Annotated in this window: 12 protein-coding genes; 10 read left to right on the plus strand and 2 right to left on the minus strand. The window is 52.8% G+C overall.

Going from position 1 to position 19,943, the window contains the following annotated elements; translation table 11 throughout:
* Positions 1-355: 355 nt before the first annotated feature.
* From OLTU_RS25280 to zwf, 4 genes are all read left to right on the plus strand, one after another.
* A complete protein-coding gene (locus OLTU_RS25280; RefSeq protein WP_141735512.1) occupies positions 356-1,378 on the plus strand; it encodes a hypothetical protein in 1,023 nt (340 codons plus the stop codon).
* A 1,119-nt stretch (positions 1,379-2,497) separates the two neighbouring features.
* Complete coding sequence (locus tag OLTU_RS25285; protein ID WP_141735513.1) at positions 2,498-4,330, plus strand: transketolase; 1,833 nt, start codon at positions 2,498-2,500, stop codon at positions 4,328-4,330.
* A 33-nt stretch (positions 4,331-4,363) separates the two neighbouring features.
* Positions 4,364-5,398 (plus strand): phosphogluconate dehydrogenase (NAD(+)-dependent, decarboxylating), encoded by a 1,035-nt coding sequence (gene gnd, locus OLTU_RS25290; RefSeq protein WP_141735514.1) that lies wholly within the window; start codon positions 4,364-4,366, stop codon positions 5,396-5,398.
* Positions 5,395-6,795 (plus strand): glucose-6-phosphate dehydrogenase, encoded by a 1,401-nt coding sequence (zwf, locus tag OLTU_RS25295; RefSeq protein ID WP_141735515.1) that lies wholly within the window; start codon positions 5,395-5,397, stop codon positions 6,793-6,795. The genes gnd and zwf overlap by 4 nt, the downstream gene beginning before the upstream one ends.
* Here zwf and pgl read toward each other — a convergent pair.
* Together pgl and rpiB are read right to left on the minus strand one after the other, a co-directional pair.
* On the minus strand, positions 6,788-7,573 hold the full coding sequence (pgl, locus tag OLTU_RS25300; RefSeq protein WP_218110256.1) for a 6-phosphogluconolactonase: 786 nt from the start codon (positions 7,571-7,573) through the stop codon (positions 6,788-6,790). The genes zwf and pgl overlap by 8 nt on opposite strands.
* Positions 7,574-7,592: 19 nt before the next feature.
* A complete protein-coding gene (gene rpiB / locus OLTU_RS33295; protein ID WP_141735516.1) occupies positions 7,593-8,060 on the minus strand; it encodes a ribose 5-phosphate isomerase B in 468 nt (155 codons plus the stop codon).
* Between the two features lie 351 nt (positions 8,061-8,411).
* Here rpiB and OLTU_RS25310 point away from each other — a divergent pair, with 351 nt between their 5' ends.
* The 6 genes from OLTU_RS25310 to OLTU_RS25335 all read left to right on the plus strand — a co-directional run bounded on the left by OLTU_RS25310 (position 8,412) and on the right by OLTU_RS25335 (position 19,923).
* Positions 8,412-9,380, plus strand: a complete 969-nt coding sequence (locus OLTU_RS25310; protein ID WP_176736948.1) for a DNA-3-methyladenine glycosylase family protein — start codon at positions 8,412-8,414, stop codon at positions 9,378-9,380.
* Positions 9,381-9,504: 124 nt separating this feature from the next.
* Positions 9,505-10,941: a sensor histidine kinase gene (locus OLTU_RS25315; protein ID WP_141735518.1), complete on the plus strand. Its 1,437-nt coding sequence runs from the start codon at positions 9,505-9,507 to the stop codon at positions 10,939-10,941.
* Positions 10,942-11,056: 115 nt separating this feature from the next.
* Positions 11,057-13,879: a 7TM diverse intracellular signaling domain-containing protein gene (locus tag OLTU_RS25320; protein ID WP_176736949.1), complete on the plus strand. Its 2,823-nt coding sequence runs from the start codon at positions 11,057-11,059 to the stop codon at positions 13,877-13,879.
* Positions 13,880-13,985: 106 nt separating this feature from the next.
* A complete protein-coding gene (locus OLTU_RS25325) occupies positions 13,986-15,161 on the plus strand; it encodes a tetratricopeptide repeat protein (protein ID WP_141735520.1) in 1,176 nt (391 codons plus the stop codon).
* A gap of 281 nt (positions 15,162-15,442) precedes the next feature.
* The gene (locus tag OLTU_RS25330; protein ID WP_176736950.1) at positions 15,443-19,477 is read left to right on the plus strand and encodes a PAS domain S-box protein; all 4,035 of its coding nucleotides are present in this window, start codon (positions 15,443-15,445) and stop codon (positions 19,475-19,477) included.
* Entirely contained in the window at positions 19,474-19,923 is a 450-nt protein-coding gene (locus tag OLTU_RS25335) for a response regulator (RefSeq protein WP_141735522.1), read from the plus strand. Before OLTU_RS25330 ends, OLTU_RS25335 begins: the two co-directional genes overlap by 4 nt.
* Positions 19,924-19,943: the final 20 nt, after the last annotated feature.

Here is a 19,943-nt window from a genome sequence, read left to right on the forward strand (position 1 = left end):
TGGGGGACCTTTCCGCGCTCAAATCTTCATGACTACTTTCGGTCTTTTCTTCGATCAAGTTTTGTAGCAAAATACTGCGCCTGTTCCGCAAGCTCTGGGAATGTTCCACAGTGGATTAGAAACCTTCTATCCCAGCCGCATATGGCTTTCCTTCAGTTCAGGCGTGACTATAACTCGGTTTTTGAAGAATGGGATGCGGCACCAGTTTCATACCTTATTGCCTTTAAAGTGGTTAATTAAATGCTCTTTAAAGAGCTATTAACTGCTCGAATTCAGGGTAAACAGCCAGTTTCTTAACTCATATTTGAGCGCTTCTTGCCGATACGGAAAGAACATTACCATATAGGTATGTTCGATGAGTACTGTTTGCCTCGTACTAAGCGCTACAATAATTGTTTTCTGCATCGCAGCATATATCTGGCAGTTCCGGATAATACGTGAAGATCTTTCTGTCCGTGACTTTGCAATGCTCATAATCTCCTGCATTGTGTCTTTACCAACTTTTTTGGGTAGCACACCATCTGATTGGATGACAGAAACAAGCGAATTGAAAGCAGCAAACTGCCTTTGCTATTTCTTTTTTACACTCGTTATTGTGGTCTACATCCTCACAATTCGGAAAAATATCCAGAATAAGCGAGTTCAATCTAACAGCTTAAGCGCAATGATCGATAACCTAAGACAGGACAACAACGAGCTTCATGAATCTCTACATAACTATTTTCACCCACATCTTCAAGGAATCTATGATTTCTTTTACGAATACGGGAATGGAGCCACGCCACCAGACTTTGATTGGGGCTATCGCCGACTCAATCTGTTTCTCTTCGATTCAGAGAATAGATCTATTCTTAACTTGAGTCGTTTCTGCAGCGAAGCGAAACACGAGATTCCAACTAACCGTTCTATTCCATTCGATCCCGAAAAGAGCTATGTTTCAAAAATATTCAATGTCAGAGGAAACCACACAGATGAAGTGTTTGAACTCGATCCGGCTTGGCATAAATTTCGACGTGAGAGCAGAAGCGTCGAGCGGATAAAGTTTGTCTGTGGATACGAAATTCCAATTCGCGACGTGGGCACAAATAGAAAGTCATTCTTGCTACTATTTGAATTCGAGAAGTTTCCCACTAAATATCTTCATCCAAAAGCACCTTCACTTATGAAATCATTTATCAATGATTCAAAATTCCCTCAGTGTCTCTTCACCTCCAACCAATTCACTTCTCTTTCTACCTTAATTGAAATAGGCAAGAACTGGCCTAATCAGCGTAAGCAAGCCGAGCATGAGTTAAGAATGCCGACTTTTAGGCTGCGAGCTTCATACAAGCTGGGTAAAGCTAACCAACGAGCAAAAGCGACAATTTTAAAGCCGTAGTTGCTTCCTCCAGGGAACCCTTCAGCCCAATTTTGCTTGCTAATATGCCTGGAGCAATATTGAGGTGAACTGTGTTAGCAATTGCCAAACTAAGCCCGGGGGAGGTCAACTATGGTGAGCCTAGAGTGATCGATAGGTATTTGAAATGTTTCTAATGCATCAGATACAGCAGACATGGGTCCTGCCGGTTCAGAATCAGGGAACTGGACATAAGATAAGATGACCTTATCAAGATAAAACCATCTTATCTTATTAGAAAATCAATTAATATATTTAATAATAATAGCAGCATACGAAAACTTTAAGAAAAGGAGATCTCGTTGGAAATGCCCCCGAACAGCAATTTTTGATGTCAGATGGCATATAGTGCTTGAACATGCTGAAAAGTTGCCTCAGCATTGGAGTTGATGACGAATCCAAGCATGTCCCGCGATGATTCATATTGTGGTGACAATCCTGCCTCGAAAATACGCAGGCTTATTACAGTTTACATCGGCATGCTGAGCGAGCTTGGTTGGAACAGATCCAAGAATAAAAAAACCGCATGGCTTATGGAAACTTGAGTCAAGGGATCGACCTGCTGAGGCTGCCATCCATCATGTTCCGCTCGTGATCCACTCCAACTTATCTCCGACATCCACCCGCGATAATCCCACTCCAGGATGGAGGATCGCTCGCTGGAAATGAAGCATCGGACTGCTGGTCGACGCGGTCCAACATCTGGCCATATCGATTCCGAAACTGTTCCCGAGTCTGCTTTCCTTCCTCCATAACGATAGAGCCTGCTGACCGTCGATTCTGTCGGGTCAGTATCATCGCGACCGCTCCCGTTACGACCGTTAGTCCTGCTGCTGCGATTAAGAGAGGCATTGATCTGGATTTATGAGAAACAACCATGCTGATTATCCTGCATTCGGTCAGTTTTCGTGGGCTTGCCCGTAAGGGACACTGGCAAAAACATTATAGGATTTACGGAATTGATAAAAGCTGCTGAAGACATTCATGTCAACTTTCCTTGATGTTTCCACAGGAATGGTACAACGCTTGCTTTCATGATGCCATCCGCGAGTTTCTCATTCATGATTCTTGCAACGCATGAATCGCCCAAGGAGGTTCCCGATGAATGATCTGCGACACCTGGCCGCTCAGTTGCGTGTCGATAGCATTCGCTGCACGACAGAGGCGGGGTCCGGGCATCCCACATCCTGTTTGTCAGCTGCCGATCTCATGGCGGTGCTCCTGGCCAACTACCTGAAATATGATTGGAGTCATCCTCACCTGCCCAATAACGACCGTCTGATCTTCAGCAAGGGCCACGCCTGTCCTCTGCTCTATGCCATGTTTAAAGCAGCCGGCGTCATCACCGACGAGGAATTGCTCAGCTTGCGGAAATTCGGCAGTCGCCTCCAGGGCCATCCCAATCCTGGAGTTCTGCCCTATGTTGATGTCGCCACGGGCTCTCTGGGCCAGGGTTTACCCATTGGTGTTGGTATGGCCCTCAGCGGCAAGTACCTGGACAAACTTCCCTTCCGCGTTTGGGTGCTCCTTGGTGATAGCGAAATGTCGGAAGGCTCGATCTGGGAAGCCTTCGAGAAGGCATCATACTATAAGCTCGATCATCTCATCGCCATCCTGGATATGAACCGGCTCGGCCAGCGTGGTGAAACCGAACTCGGTTGGGACAGTAAAGCTTACGCCACTCGCGCCCGCGCTTTCGGTTGGCGCGCGATCGAGGTGGACGGACATGATCTGGTGGCTATCGATCAAGCCTACCGCGAGGCGCTGAATGCGGATGGCCAGCCTATCTGCTTGATCGCAAGGACTGAGAAAGGGCATGGTTTTGCGGCGGTGGCTGACAAAGAGAACTGGCACGGCAAGCCCTTCGATCCGGAACAGGCGAAGAAGGCTATTAATGCACTGGGAGGGCTGCGCTCTCTCACCATTCAAACCGCCCAACCGGAAGCCCTTCAGCCGCCCAACTCTTTTCGCGAGAAGGCTCTCGAACTGCCGCGCTACGAGCCAGGTAGCAAGGAGGCGACGCGCAAGGCCTACGGAGATGCTCTTGTTGCCGTTGGCGCCAGCCGTGCGGCCGTCGTCGCCCTCGATGCCGAAGTATCCAACTCGACTTTCTCCGAAGAGTTCAAACATGCCTTTCCCGAGCGCTTCTTTGAAATGTTCATCGCCGAGCAGCAGCTGGTCGCGGCGGCGGTCGGCTTGAGCGTATTGGGAAAACAAGTTTACGCATCAACGTTCGCCGCCTTCTTCACGCGAGCCTACGATCAGATCCGCATGGCCGCCATCTCGAATGCAAACCTTCGTCTTGTTGGTTCCCATGCCGGGGTCAGCATTGGTGAGGACGGTCCATCGCAAATGGGACTTGAAGACCTGGCCATGATGCGCGCCGTCCATGGCAGCACCGTGCTTTATCCTTGTGATCCCAATCAAACGGCCCAGCTCGTCCTCGCGATGTCAGACCTGGCTGGGATTTCTTACCTGCGCACGACAAGAGCCAAAACACCGGTCATCTATCCATCGGGCGAGTCCTTTGCCGTCGGCGGCAGCAGGATTCTCAGACAATCCGCCCGTGATCAGGTGACCGTGGTCGCCGCCGGCATCACGGTGCATGAGGCTCTGCAAGCATACGAGACTCTGATGTTGGAAAACATCGCGATTCGAGTCATCGACGCCTACTCAGTGAAACCGATGGATGGACGCACGTTACGGACGGCCGCGCAAGACACCCAAGGAAGGATCGTTGTCGTCGAAGATCATTGGCCCGAAGGTGGTCTTGGCGACGCCGTGCTGGACGCTCTCGCTGATGTCCCCATGAATCTTCACGTGACAAAGCTTGCCGTCCGCTCCATGCCTGGTTCAGGGAAACCCGAGCAGCTGCTGGATGCGGCCGGTATCAATGCGGACCACATCGTGAAAGCCGTGAAGAACCTTGCCTGAAGGAGTCGGGCATGCCCATTGGAGGGAAGTGACGTGGAAATCGGAATGATAGGCCTTGGTCGCATGGGAACCAATATGGTTCGCCGACTCCTGGGGGCTGGGCATCACTGTGTGGTCTATGACCTTGATCCTGAAGCGGTGAAAGCCCTCGCAAGGAATGGCGCAACCGGAGTGAGTTCTCTCCAGGAGCTGGCTCACTCACTCTCCGAACCGCGCACGGTGTGGATGATGGTACCGGCCGCTGCCGTCGATGACACGCTCGCAGAGCTTGCGTCTCACCTCGCGGCCGACGATGTGGTGGTCGATGGCGGCAACTCCCACTATCACGATGACATCAAACGAGCGGCGTCGCTCCAGGCGAAGGGAATTTATTACCTTGATGTCGGGACCAGCGGAGGCGTTTGGGGTCTGGAGCGCGGTTACTGCCTCATGATAGGCGGTGAGGAATCCGCGGTGAAACGGCTGGAACCCATGTTCGAAGCGTTGGCTCCAGGCATGAGCGCGGCGCCACGGACGCCTGGACGTAGTGGCCCGAGTTCTTCAGCAGAGCGAGGCTACCTCCACTGCGGCTCAGCCGGCGCCGGCCATTTCGTAAAAATGGTTCATAATGGAATCGAATATGGACTCATGCAGGCCTATGCCGAGGGACTGAATATCCTTCACCACGCAAATATCGGTATGCAGCAACAAGCTCCCAATGCCGAGACCACGCCCCTTCGCAACCCGGAACGATACCGCTACGAACTTGACCTTACGGCCATCACCGAACTTTGGAGACGCGGCAGTGTGGTCTCGTCCTGGCTCCTCGACTTGACCGCGCAGGCTCTCCATGAAAAGCCAGACCTCGAAGGATTTGCCGGTCGCGTGTCTGATTCAGGCGAAGGCCGTTGGACTTTGATGGCGGCGATCGATGGGTCCGTTCCCGCTCCGGTCTTGAGTGCAGCCGTCTTCGCAAGGTTCAGCTCGCGCGGTGAGTCCGCCTTTGCTGACAAATTGCTATCCGCCATGCGCTATGGATTTGGCGGTCACCACGAAAAGACCGAACCACCGCCAGGAGGAACGCTATGAAAGCGGAGCGATCCGATGCCTTCGTTTTCTTCGGCATTACAGGTGATTTGGCATTCAAAAAGATCTTTCCAGCCTTGCAGGCGATGGTACGCCGTGGGCACCTCGCCATGCCGGTGATCGGCGTGGCGCGATCACGCTGGGACCTGGCTCAGTTCAAGGCGCGGGCCAAGGCCAGCATTGAGGCGCACGGAGACTTCGACCCGGTCGTGTTTGAGAAACTTTCCGCGCTCCTCCGCTATGTGGAGGGGGACTATACCGATGCCTCCACATTTGTGGCCTTGCGGGAGGCTCTTGGTGATGCCATGCGTCCGCTCTTTTATCTCGCGATTCCACCCAGTATGTTCGTCGCCGTGGCCAATCACCTGGCGGCGTCCGGCTGTGCGAAGAACGCCAGAATCGTGGTCGAAAAGCCTTTTGGACGCGACCTCGCCTCGGCTCAGGCGCTCAACCGAACTCTGCTCGAACATTTCCCGGAGTCCTCGATTTTCCGTATTGATCATTTTCTCGGCAAAGAGCCGGTGCAGAATCTTGTCTACTTCCGTTTTGCCAATCCCCTGGTCGAAGCCGGATGGAACCATGAATGGATTGAAAGCGTTCAAATCACAATGGCGGAAAGCTTCGGTATCGAAGGGCGCGGCAGGTTTTTCGAAGAAGCGGGTGCCATCCGCGATGTCCTGCAGAATCACTTGCTGCAGGTTTTAGCCTGCCTCGGCATGGAGTGCCCCTGCAGAAAAGACGATGAAGCCATTCGCGATGAGCGAGCACGCTTACTCAAGGACGTTCGAACCCTCGAAGCGGCCGACGTGGTCCGTGGTCAGTTTCGTGGATACCGACGGGAACCCGGCGTGGCTTTGGATTCTCAGGTGGAAACCTTTGTCGCTGCACAATTCCACATCGACAATGCCCGTTGGGCCGGTGTTCCCTTTTTTATTCGCGCCGGCAAGCGTCTGCCGGTTACGATTACTGAAGTGCTGGTGAAATTCAAGTGTCCGACTCCGGCCACGCTCAACTTTTACCTGGCACCGCCCGCCAACCACTATCGTTTCCGAATCAACCCCGAAGTCGTTCTGGCAATCGGCGCGAAGGTCAAGAAACCTGGAGAGCTTCTTGTGGGAGAAGCGATCGAGCTGCTCGCCCATCACCAATCTCAAGATGTCATGAGTGCCTATGAACGACTCATCGGAGACGCCGTGATCGGCGACACGGCTCTGTTTGCCAGACAGGACGCTGTCGAAACCTCATGGCGCATCGTGGATCAGGTCCTGGGAAATGCCGCGCATCTCTATGAATATGAACCTGGAACCTGGGGTCCGCGCGAAGCCATGACACAATGCGGGCCTGAGGGTGGATGGCACGACCCGCGACCTGATTTCACGCACCTGCCCGGGGCTATGTGAAAGGCTTGGATGCTCCGGCCTGCAGAATGGAGGCGGCCGAGGCGTCCAGGAGCCAAATCAGTTGACCGTCTTTCGGTTGAACGCCTTGCATAGGCAATTTTTCTGGATCCGGTGGGTTCTCCAGGACGGTCTGAACCATGGAGCTTTTTCGAACACCACTCACGAGCACAAGCACGTACGCGGCCGCATTGATCACAGGATATGTGAAAGTAACTCGCTCAGTCGCGATCTGTGGGACGACGTTGCCCGCCACGAGATGGACCCTGTCCCGCAACGCTGCTGAGCCGGGAAAGAGCGAAGCGGTGTGTCCGTCTTCGCCGAGACCCAGCAAAATCAGATCGAAACGTGGCCATGTCCCAGGAGCCGGATCAAAGAATTGCCGCAGATCATCCTCATAGGTGCGTGCTGCCGATTGAACCGGATCTTCGCCTCGGATCCGATGAATGTTGGCATCCGGTACCTGAAGGGGATCCAGGAGATACTGCTTCGCCAATCGGTAGTTACTGTCCTTGTCCATCGGCCCGACATGACGCTCGTCTCCCCAAAAAAAATGGACCTTCGACCAATCCAATTCGCTGGCCCGGTCGGCTGTGAGTTGGATGAAGAGTTCCTTGGGTGTTTCACCGCCGGACAGAGCTACGGTAAAGCGTCCGGTATTTTGTATTGAGGTGACAGCACGCATCACGAATTGGTCAGCCGCCAGCCTTCCGAGCGCTTTGAGGTCGGCGACGATATGCAACTCCATTTGGGTTACTTCCCGGTAACTTCGTTTGTTCAAGGCAGTCTTCCTGGATGGATCAGCTGGTGGAATGGTCTCTCACGTTTTCCTCGAGCTGAACGATTTTTTTCAAACGCCGTCGATGCCTATCCGCACCCGTAAAGCGCGCTTCGAGATAGGCCATGGACAGGTCCTTCGCCAGCTCAACCCCGACAACCCGAGCCCCAAGGACGAGTATATTCATATCGTCGTGCTCAACGCCCTGGTGGGCCGAATAGCTGTCATGGGCCAAGCCGGCCCGTATGCCTGGGATCTTGTTGGCGGCAACGGAAGCCCCTATCCCACTCCCACAAAGCAAAATTCCACGGGCGCCCGCTTGAACACTTTTAGCAACTTTCACGGCATAGTCTGGATAGTCCACGGGGCTTTTGTCATAGGAACCGACATCTTCAACAGCGAAACCCTTTGCTTGAAGATATTCGAGCAAGGCAAGTTTCAAGTCAAAACCTGCATGGTCATTTCCCAGTGTGACTCGTATTTCGCTCATTTATATTGCTCGCTAACTCAGGATAACGGCTTTCGTCTCATGAAACGCACCGGGATTACCAATGGAGCGCTTTCAGATCATTCTGAATGCGATTTGATTCATTCAAGGATACCACCTGGCAAAAATCCTAAGGCAAAGTTGAAAGGTGGTCTTGTTTGTCAACGCAGCATTGCAAGCGTGTGCCTGAAAGCAACGCAATAAAAGTCATATAGGATTTCCGAAATAGTAAAAACCTGCTGAAGCTATTTATGTCACCTTTACCAATGGTTAAGCTTAAAGCAGATCCTTGCACACCCAGCGGCCTCACACTTGCATTCACCTTTGTCGCTCTGAGCTTGAGGAATGGGACCTATGACATCGATATTTTCCACAGCCAGGCATTGGGTCAGTGTAACAGCCCCTTATCGCCTGGATCTCACCGTGAGCGTCCTGCGACGCCTGTCGACAAATACGGTGGACATCTTCACGGCAGAGGGTCAATATATTCGCGCCTTCGGGGACTTTCAGCAGCCGGTGGTCGTGCTTGTCACACAGGAAAAGCCTGAGACTCTGGCCGTCACGATTGAGGGAAGGACAGCGGATCACGTTCCAGCTTTGGCCCTCGTGCGACGGATGCTCGGAGTCGATCGGGACCTTGCATCTTTTACGCGCGCCGCGAAACGCATCTCATGGCTTCGCCCGCTGGTGATCGCCATGTCCGGGGTGAAACCCCCGCGCTATCCGACCCTCTGGGAAGCCTGCGTGAATGCCATTCTCTTTCAACAGGTCAGTCTCGCTGCGGCAAGCTCCATCTTGCGCCGCATGATCGAAGCCATGAGCCCACCTATCGAACGAAACCATATTACGTTCCATCCCTTTCCCAGTGTCGAAAAATTCACGAGCACGCGCGACGACCTTCTGAGAAACGTCGGTCTGAGTACGAGCAAGCTGGCCACACTTCGCCGAGTGGCCGATGCGATTCAGGCGAGGGTACTGGACGAAACATCATTGGAAGCACTTCCCAGTCCCGAAGCTGCGGCTCGGCTCCGTCAGATCAAGGGAATAGGTTCCTGGACCGCCACGGTTATTCTATTGCGTGGACTCGGGCGTCTTGATGTCTTTCCTATGAATGATTCCAGTGTCGCGCGCAACCTCATCACGGTCGCGGGCGATACTCCATTCGACATCGATCAGGTTCTTGCCGCACTGGGTCCACAGCGCGGCATGCTCTACTATCACCTGCTGCTGGCACGGCTCAAGGCGCGCGGCGATATCGGTCGAGCTTCGGTCGCTGGTCTCGTGAGCCGCAATTTTACAGCTCAGCCAGGGCACCATGGGTAAAGAATGCGGCCCATCAGTAAAAATCTTTTTTAGCTGCCTTTCATGAATATTTTAGAGTCAGTTCTTTATTCTCAGCGAAATTAATTTGATCTGGATCCGTGCCGACGCGTCCATGGAGACTTGAATGACCAACAGCCGAGTTGCGTGGAGGATGGGGCCAGTGCTGGGGATATCATACAAAAGCGCGAGAAGAACTTATGGGATTGCGTTTCGAGTTGCCTTTGCACTCAGCACTCTGAGCTTTCTGTTTGCGAGTGCATATACGCAATTCCGGCTGAGCGGCATCGATAAGGCCGCCCAGACCATTGAAAAAATAGCCTCTCCCTGCATTGAATACCTCCTCAAGATAAGAGAATCCCTGAATGACGTCGGAAAAGCGTCAGCCGCGTTTGTCGACCAGGTTCGCCGAAGCCCTCCTGGAAAACCGGAACTGCTGCTTGAGTCCATTGACAACCTCACACAGCACAGCAAGGCCTATCTGGACCTCACACTGCTCCCGCTCGAAGAAGAGGAGTGGAGGGCGATCGAGGAGGGGGTCAAAAGCGTAATCCGTGCCGTGAAGAGTCTGGCGGAAATTGCTCAGGCAGGTGACGCGGACATCGTTACACAATATTACCTCCAGGTGGTGCAACCTGCCATCCTGGGCTTGAACGAAACCATTCCGTCGGCGATCGCCCATGATGCAAGCGTCGCGCAAAAGTTGGCCCAGCAAATCACTGTCCTGCACAAAGAGTCTCTTGCGGTGGTCGTGCTGCTCGATGTTCTGAGTCTGATGCTTTCCATTTTCGCAGCCGTCATCATCTACCGCATGTTTCGGCGGCATGCTCGCCTGGAGGATGAGCACAGCCAGCTGCAACAAAGTCGTGTTGAGGAACTGAATAACTTCGCGGGACGTGTGGCTCACGATATAAAAAATCCGTTAGGTACCATTTCGATGGGAATCGAGCTTCTACAATTTTCCGAATCACCGAAAGAGGAGCGGGAAACCATCGAGCTGACCCAGAGAGCTTTGCGGCGTGCAACGCAGCTCGTCGATGGCCTCCTTTCCTTCGCACGGGCCGAGAGCAATTCTGAAGGGGGAGATCATACTAACGTCCAGGAGGTGATAACACAGTTGGGTGCCGAATATAGCCGGATTGCACGTCAAGACCGCATTGATTTCTCCGTGGAGTCATCCGTATCCGCTGAAGTCGGCTGCAGTCCTGGAATCATGGTCAGCATGATGGAAAATCTGATCCGCAATGCGATCAAACATATGGGCAACTCGGACAAGCGACAGATTATCGCCAGAGCCCGCGTGGAGGGCAGAAAAGTTCACGTCGAAATAGAAGACACTGGCCCCGGTATACCGGACGAGATCAAAGATCATCTCTTCGAGCCTTTCGTTCGCGGCCGCCCAGGGGAAAGTGAAGGTCTGGGGCTCGGGCTCGCGACCGTAAAACGGCTGGCCGAGGCTAATGGCGGCGAGGTCGGTGCACGATCGACTCGCGGTTCAGGCTCCACCTTCTGGTTCGACCTTCCGCTGGTTTCCAGCCGGCAAGGTTCAAATCCACACCTATAAACGACCAACCCGGTTTGAAAAAGTGCTCCGCACGCCGATAAGAGAAGGCGGGTCTTCTGCATATTTAACCTGCAATGTTCCCATCCCCCTATCAATCCCGGGAGTCGCGCACCGTATGCGAATGCTTCTCATGTTTCTGCTGGCTATGGCCTGGTCTTCGGGAGCAAGGGGTCTTTCCGGGCATGGTGGGATCGTTCTCCAGTCCACGACGGAGCAGGTGGCTATAGGTAATTTCTCGTATCTGAAGGATGCCAGCCGCAAGCTCGAATTCGAATCGGTTAAGGATCGGGAGGACTGGCAAACAAACGAAAGGCCCAATTTTAACTTTGGATTGGCCGAGGAGGTCTATTGGATTCGTTTCCGCTTGAGCAATCAAGAGGATGTGCCCTTGAAGTGGGTCCTCGAAATGGAATACGCGCCACTGGACTATGTGGACCTCTATATCGTTTCGGACAAGGGCGTTATCCATAAAGCCGCCGGCGACCGGCTTCCCTTTGAAGCACGCGAGATCAATTACCGAACCACCAATTTCATGATCGATACCGCTGCCAACCAAACCCTGACTCTTTATCTGAAAATCAATTCTGAAAGTTCGCTTCAGGGTCCTATCAACCTGTGGTCGCCCAAGCGTTTTGTCGAAAAGGCGAGCAACGAACTGGTCAGCTTCTCGATCTATGTGGGTCTGATGCTCTCCATGTTCGTATACAATCTTTTTCTTTTCCTGAGTATCAGGGATCGCAGCTACCTCTTTTATGTGGCCTACGTTTTTTCCTATGGTTATACGATCACTTCGCTCTTTGGTCTTATTTATCAATATCTCACAACGCACGCCCCGGTCTTTTCCAATCGCATGGTGCCGATATCCATAGCCCTGGCCGTTTTGTTTGCGATCCTATTTGCGCAGGAATTCCTACAGCTCCGGCGCTACTCCGTCGCGTTATGGCGAGTGTTTCGGTTGGGTGTTGTATGGGCGGTCTGCGCAGTTATCGCCGCCCTGTTCAACTACCGTCTCGGCATCAAACTGGCCTCGAGCCTGGCCATGCTGAGTGCGCCCATCCTGCTTCTGGCAGGGATCGTCTGCTTGCGGAAAGGCTATCGCCCTGCACTCTTCTTTGTCCTCGCGTTTGCCGCGTTTTTGATCGGGGTCACGGCCAATCAGCTTATAACCTTTGGCGTTCTCGAACCCAGTTTTTTCGCCTACTACAGTGTTCATATCGGTTCAGCTGTTGAGATGCTGCTTCTTTCGATCAGCTTGGGCGATAAGATCAAATATCAACAGAAAGAGGCGCATCAGAGAATCAAGCAGCTCAACGAGCAACTTCAGGACGAGCATCGCAAGATCGTTTCCTTAAATGAGCACCTTGAAGCGAAGGTGGAGGAGCAGACACGCGACATACGGTCCATGCTTGCCAATATTCGTCTTGGAATCTTCACCATCGTCGATGATGGGTTGATTCACAAGGACTATTCCTCGTTCCTGGAGCACATCTTCCACAGAAGTGGTCTGACCGGAATGAAGGCGGTCGATCTCCTGCTGGCGCAAAGCGATGCCGACCATGATGCCATTAGCCAGATCAGCAGCATCCTCGAAAGCACGCTCGGTGAACCCAAACTGAGCTTTGAGCTCAACGAGGGGTCTCTGATAAGAGAGCTGAAGAAAAAGGATGCAGACGGCCGCATGACCATCCTGGAACTCGATTGGAACCCCATCATCAATCGCCGGCATGTCATCGAGAAGATCCTGGTGACCATCCGCGACGTAACGCAACTCAGAGAACTGCAGCAGGTCGCCAACTCCAAGAAAAAGGAACTGGAATTCATCGCTGAGATTGTTCCAGTATCCCGCGAGCAGTTCACGCGTTTTCTGAATTCCGTGGAGAAACTCATCGAGGAGAACGAGCGTCTGCTCGCAGCCAGCACCTTGAAGAACCTGGAGGCTCTGAAGATCGTCCTGATCAATATGCATACGATCAAAGGAACGTCCCGTACGCTGGGACTGAAGAAGTTAACCGAGGTCGTGCATGAGGCCGAACATTACGGGAGTCTTCTCCAGAATGGTCCTATGGATTGGGACCATACGCGGCTGGCTCAGGATGCGGCCATGATCAAGGAAACCTTCGCCTACTATCGCTATGTCCATGACAGGATCCTGGAACGCGGCAGCAGTCGCGCCAACGTTGAAGTCGCCACGACACGCGTTGAGGCCATACTTCAGGCGATGGCTTCTTACCGAAATGAGCCATTAACCGGAGCGGCCAGGAACTTCTTCCAGAAAATCGATTTTATGCTGTGCCATGCCTTTTACCAGCCCGCTCAGACCGTTCTCGGCGAAATATTCACAGCCACCAGACGCCTGGCGAAAGACCTGAATAAAGAGCAGCCGGTCATCGCCATCGAAGAGAACAGTATCTTCCTGACCGATGAAGGGGCGGATTTGCTTCGCAATGTCTTTGGCCATTTGATCCGCAATTCCATGGATCATGGCATCGAAACCAAGGAGGAACGGCTGGCTGGAGGGAAACCGGCTTCCGGTCTTCTTCAGGTCGGGTTCTGTGAAAAAGACGATGCGGTCGAAATCGTTTACAGCGATGACGGCCGAGGCCTGGCCCTGCCGGTGATTCAGGAGATCGCTTTGGCTCGTGGTCTGGTTCCGTCGGTGGATGGCCTGAGTCAGGAAGAACTTGCAGCTCTCATCTTTGAGCCAGGCTTCTCGACCAGCCAGAAGGTGACTGAGATCTCAGGGCGGGGCGTGGGCATGTCCGCGATTAAAAGTTATTTGGAAAAGGCAGGCGGTTGCCTGGAGTTAAAGCTCGTGCCTCAGCCACGGAAGTCAGACAACGGGCACGCTCCGTTTTCCATTCGCATTCACCTGCCCGCCCGGTATTACCGGGCCTTTCCGAAATCCATCCTGGAGAATGCACAAAGCCCGGCAGCCTGATGAGGGCAGCCCAGCGGAAATTAATTTAACACGGCCGTGCAATCGATTACTCTTATATCTGGTCACATGAAACAGCTGAACAACTTGAGTTTGGAAAGGCTATACCGTGGCTGGAGAAAGAAAAGCTCGCCTGGCCATCACGGCCCGCGAGTCGGAAGAGGTCAATCGCATCAGGTTTGTCGCTCATTCTCTGGGATTTTCTTCGACTGACGCCTTCAACAACACCCGTGATACCTATCAGGTGGCCTCTCGCAGCCAATACGACATCTTTATCACCTATCAAAGTTTTCAGGATATGACCGGGCTTACGATGATTCAGTCCCTGCGCGAGACTGGAAACTATGGTCTGGAGTCGCATCTGGTTCTGGTGGATGTTTTGAATCGGGAATTGATGGTGTCCCTGGCGGAATGCAATATCAAGTTCGTGGTGCAGAAGCCATTTAGCAGCGATCATATCAGTCAGAAACTTGAAAGTCTTTGGCGTGAGGAGCGTAATCTCAACCCTACCGAAAAAAGCTATCGGGAAGCTCACGCCGCGTTTCAAAGCGGAATGAATGAGATGGCTTTGGACCTTACTCTGAAATTGGTGAAAGAGCAAAAGGCCAATGAGAAAATCCTGCTTCTCCTTGGGGATATTTTCCTCAGGATGGGCAGGCAGGAGGAAGCGCATAAAGTCTATCAGAAGGCGCGCACGTCATTCCCCCAATCCTATGTTCCCGCTCACAAAATCGCCAAGCTTCTCATGAAACAGAAACGATTCACCGAGGCTGTCGAACTTCTCGATGACCTGGCCCGACTGAGTCCGTTGAATCTTGAAATCCTCGCCAACACCGGTCTGGCAAACTTCGAGTTAGGCCGCTACGAGGCCGCCAAAGCCGCCATGACCCGCTTGCGAACGCTCGATAGAAAGAGGAAAGATGCCAATGAAGTCCTGGCTCGCATCGCCATCCGCGAAGGGGACTACAACACCAGCTTCAAAGCTCTCATGGAATCCCATGGCGCCGCCGAGCTCTGTGACGTCCTGCATCGTGAAGCCGAGGTCCTGCGAACGCAGAAGGCCTATCTGCGGGTTGTGGATTTCTATCTGAAACATATCGAAATGCTCGGTGACCATCCCATGGCCTTTGATCTGTACTACAGGCTGGGCCTGGCTTATCAGGATATCTATGACTCGGGGAATGCCCTGCGATACCTGCAGAAGGCCGTTGACCTGGAGCCTTCCTATGAACCGGCGGGCATCGCTCTCACGGAAGCCAAGGCGAACAACCGGAGTCACGCCTAGGGGACATGCATAATATCACCCTGAACATTTGAAACGTTACGTCCCGCCTGCCCTGATCGCGACAGACTTTAATTGTCCATAATATCAGCGCCCTAATCCAATAATTCCATCTTATAAATGCTTTTTGCCGGGGCCGAGTATATAGCTGTAGAAAATAGGACCTGGATAAAAGCTGGAAATAGAGGTGTCACCGGGTCATATCGTCGGATGAGGGCAGAACAATGGAACAGGTTTCTTCACATGAGAGCACCATGTCCCATGGCCTGGTGCAAGGAACTTCGTTGGCAGACAGGCCCCCCATCCTTCTCGTGGATGACCATGATAAAAATCTGATAACTCTGGCGGCAGTCCTCGATAATCCCGCTTACAATCTGGTCCTCGCCACATCCGGCCAGGAAGCGCTTGAGCGACTTTCCGAGCAGGAATTTGCCGTCATTCTAAGTGATATCAAAATGCCTGCTATGGATGGTTTTCAGTTTGCGAGGCGCGCGAGGCAAATTCCTTCATCAAAGGAAACGCCGATCATTTTTCTGACAGGCGCGGATGATGATCAGGATCAACTGCTTAAGGCCTACTCCGCCGGAGCCGTGGACTATCTGCAAAAGCCCTTTGAGCCGGTGATTGTTCGAGCCAAGGTTGACGTCTTTGTTCGCCTTTTTGAGCAACGACATTACATTGCTGAACAGACAAGACAGCTTTATGAAGCGGAAAGAGAGCTGCAGGCAGCCCAGCAGGAAGCCCGGGAACGCGAGCTTTGCGAAAAGGAGTTGCGCCTTCATCATGAGGCCGAAGAGAAGGCGGCCCGAACCATAAGGCAAAATGAGGAAAGGCTCAGGCTGGCGTTTCAGGCAGGAGGGATGGGGAGCTGGAGCTACGATATCGCGCAGGACGTCTCCACATGGTCACCTGAAATGGAAGAAATTCTTGGGCTTTTGCCTGGAAGTTTCAGCGGCCGCCGTGAAGATTTGCTCGCCATGATTCATCCTGAGGATCGCGACAGAATGCAGGCCAGATTCGATGCTTCGGTGGCTCATGAAGGAAGGCTCGAGAATGACTACCGGGTTGTCCGCCCGGACGGGACCATAAGATGGGTGATTAGCCGGGGCTACATCCACAGAAATAGCGATGGGCTGCCCGTCCGGATAATCGGCGTCGTGATCGATGTCAGCCGGCAGAAGGAATCCGAGAATGCATTAAGGACGCTGAACGACCAGTTGCAGACGGAGATCATCGAAAGAAAACGTGCGGAGCAGGCGCTCATAGCCAGCGAAGCTCAGCTCAGCCTGATTACCAATTCCCTGCCGGCACTGGTCGCCTATATTGACGAAAACCATCGATATCAGTTCGCCAACGCTCCTTTTGGAAAACTGCTTGGCATCCATCAGGAGGAATTCCGAGGAAAATCCATCGCTGAAATACTTGGGTCCTCCGCATACGAAAACATTAAGCCCCATCTGGAGAAAAGTTTTCAAGGGGAAACCGTCAATTTCGAAGCCCCTATGACCTATAACGACTCCACCCAGCGCTGGATCAACGCCACCTATGTGCCTGATTTTGACCAGAATGGAGCCGTCCGAGGCATCGTTGCCCTGGTTCATGACACGACGGAAAGGCGACGGGCCGAGGACGAACTCAGGATGCAGGCGCAGGTCCTCGATAGCATGATTGAAGGCGTGAGCCTTGCCGATGATCAAGGCTATATCGTTTACACAAATCCAGCCGAGGACAGGATTTTTGGTTACGAACGCGGCGAGCTTCTCGGCAAACATGTGACCGTGCAAAATTCCTACTCGGACAGTGAGAATAAGGAAATCGTGGACCGGATGATCTCGCACCTTAAAACCAGGGGGGCCTGGGCCGGGGAATTTTTAAACAAGAAAAAGGATGGAACACGGTTTGTAACGTATGCGCGCATCAATTCCATTGAGATGTCAGGTCGAACCTGGTTTGTCTGTGTGCAGGAGGATATTACCGAACGAAAAAGAGCCGAAGAGGCCTTGCGGGAAAGTGAAGCGCGTGCCAGGCGTTATGGCAATACTCAGAAATTCCTCGTTGAAGCGGCTGCGGTCCTTTCATCATCGCTTGACTATGAACATACGCTACGACATGTCGCCAGTCTTGTGGTTCCGGGCATGGCGGACTGGTGCGCGGTGTCCATAGCCGATGAGGATGGAACGGTCAGGCAGCTGGCCACTGCTCACATCGATCCCCGAAAGGTGGAGCTCGCCCGGGAAATCCAAAAGCGCTATCCACCCGATCCAGCTTTGAAACACGGCACCCTTCATGTCATTCGAACAGGCGAGGCTGAGATCATGTCCGATATTCCGGATTCCCTGCTGGAATCCGGCGCCAAAGATCCAGAGCACCTGGCCATCATAAAAAACCTCGGCATGAAATCCTATATGTGCCTTCCGCTCAAGGTGGCCGGCAGGATACTTGGGGCTATTTCCTTTGTTTCCGCTGAATCAGGCCGGCGTTATGATTCGCGTGATCTCCTGCTGGCGGAGCAGCTGGCCCAAAGGGCTGCCATTGCCGTTGAAAATTCGCGCCTCTATGGAAAAGCCAAGGATGCCATCAAGAAGCAAAAGGAAGCCCTGGCTCTGCTTGATTCTCTCATAAGCACAGCCCCCGTGGGATTTGCCTTTTTGGATCGGCAGCTCCGCTACGGGAAAATCAATGACTACCTGGCCTCACTCCATGGAACCGTCCCGGAAAGAGCCTTGGGAAAGACCATTTGGGAGGTGAATCCTGGAGTCGCCCCGGGTCTCTCGATCCATTATAAAAAGGTTCTGGAAAGCGGCGAGGTCATCCGAAACCTCAATGTCAAAGGTGAGTCGCCCCTATCCCCAGGCGAAATTCGTCATTGGAACGTCACCTATTACCCGGTTTATATCGAAGGCGGAGCCACCAGCCCTGTGCCGCGGGAACCCATTGGAGTTGGCGTCATTTCATCGGACATCACGGAAATCGTAAGAGCCGAGGAGAGCCTGCGCGACGAAAAGCGAATCGTTGAGCGGTTGAATCAGATAGGCAGGACTCTGGTCGTCGAACTCGATCTGGAAAAGCTGGTGCAGGCCGCCACCGATGTCGCCACGGAACTTTCCGGTGCTGAATTTGGAGCCTTCTTCTATAACGTCCATGACGGTCAACACGACAGTTATATGCTTTATACAATTTCCGGTGTGACGCGAGATAAATTCTCAAAGTTTCCCATGCCGCGAAAGACCGCTATCTTTTCGCCGACGTTTGAGGGCACCCGCATTATCCGCCTCGATGATGTCACAAAAGACCCCAGGTACGGTAAAAATACTCCCTATCATGGGATGCCCGAGGGCCATCTTCCGGTGCGCAGCTACCTCGCCGTACCGGTCATCTCACGCCATGGCGATGTTATGGGCGCCCTTTTCTTTGGGCATTCCAAGGCTGGCATGTTTTCAGAAAGATCGGAAGATGCCGTGATTGGCATCGCAGCCCAGGCGGCCATCGCCATTGACAATGCCAACCTGTTCAAGAGGGCTCAGGATGAGCTGGCTGCCAAACACAAGGCGGAAGAGGAGGTCCGGCTTCTCAATGAAAACCTTGAAAGGCTTGTTCATGAAAGAACCGCTGAACTGAAATCAGCCAACAAGGAACTTGAGTCCTTCAGCTACTCCGTTTCTCATGATTTGCGATCCCCGTTACGGGGCATCGATGGCTTCAGCCAGCTCCTCCTGGAACGATATGCCGATCAAATGGATGAGCGCGGCAGGGGTTACCTCTTGAAAGTCAGGGCCGCCAGTCAGAGAATGGGACAGCTCATCGATGATATTCTAAACCTTTCGCGGGTCACAAGACGGGAAATGAAGCGGGAGAATGTGAATCTCGCTGAGCTTGCCAAAAGGATTGTTGCGGAGCTTTCATCAGGCGATCCCTCAAGGACGGTGAACCTGATCCTGCCCGAGAAGCTCTGGGCCTATGGCGATGCCGGACTTCTTAGCATAGCTTTGGAAAACCTTATCGGCAATGCCTGGAAGTTTACGTCCAAACATGAACGCGCCACCATCGAGCTCGGAACGCATCATGGCAATCATGGAGACACTGAGTATTATATCCGGGATGATGGAGCTGGATTTGATATGGCGTTTTCCGAAAAGCTTTTTGGAGCTTTTCAAAGGCTGCATGACAATGATGAATTTCCCGGCACAGGCATTGGCCTTGCAACAGTCCAAAGAATCGTGCATCGCCATGGCGGTAGACTATGGGCAGACGCGGCAGTCGAACAGGGGGCAACCTTTCATTTCACTCTACCTGCACCAACCTGCGAGGGGCAGCCATGAATGAGAATAGAAAGGTTATCCTGCTGATCGAGGATAACCCGGACGACCGGGAACTGGCGATCGAGGCGCTGAGTGACAGTGTCTTCCATAACGAGATTATCGTTGCCAGGAATGGATCGGAGGCTCTTGATTATCTTTTTTGCAGAGGACAGTATCAGAACCGAAATACGAGGGAGCAGCCTGATCTTATTCTCCTTGATCTGAAGCTGCCCAAGGTTGACGGTTTTGAAGTCCTGAGGCAAGTACGGGCCAGTGAATTCACGCGATTCATCCCGACCATCATCCTCACCTCTTCGACCGAACATGCCGACCTTCTGCAGGGCTATAGTCTGGGCGCCAACAGCTATGTGCGAAAGCCCGTTGATTTTGTTGAATTCACGAAAACCGTGAAGCATCTGTTTTTTTATTGGCTCTCAATTAACGAATATGCCTACCCAAACTTCTGAGGCCAAAATGGGAAGACCAA

Source organism: Oligoflexus tunisiensis (assembly GCF_001748245.1).
Taxonomy (GTDB): Bacteria; Bdellovibrionota_B; Oligoflexia; order Oligoflexales; family Oligoflexaceae; genus Oligoflexus; species Oligoflexus tunisiensis.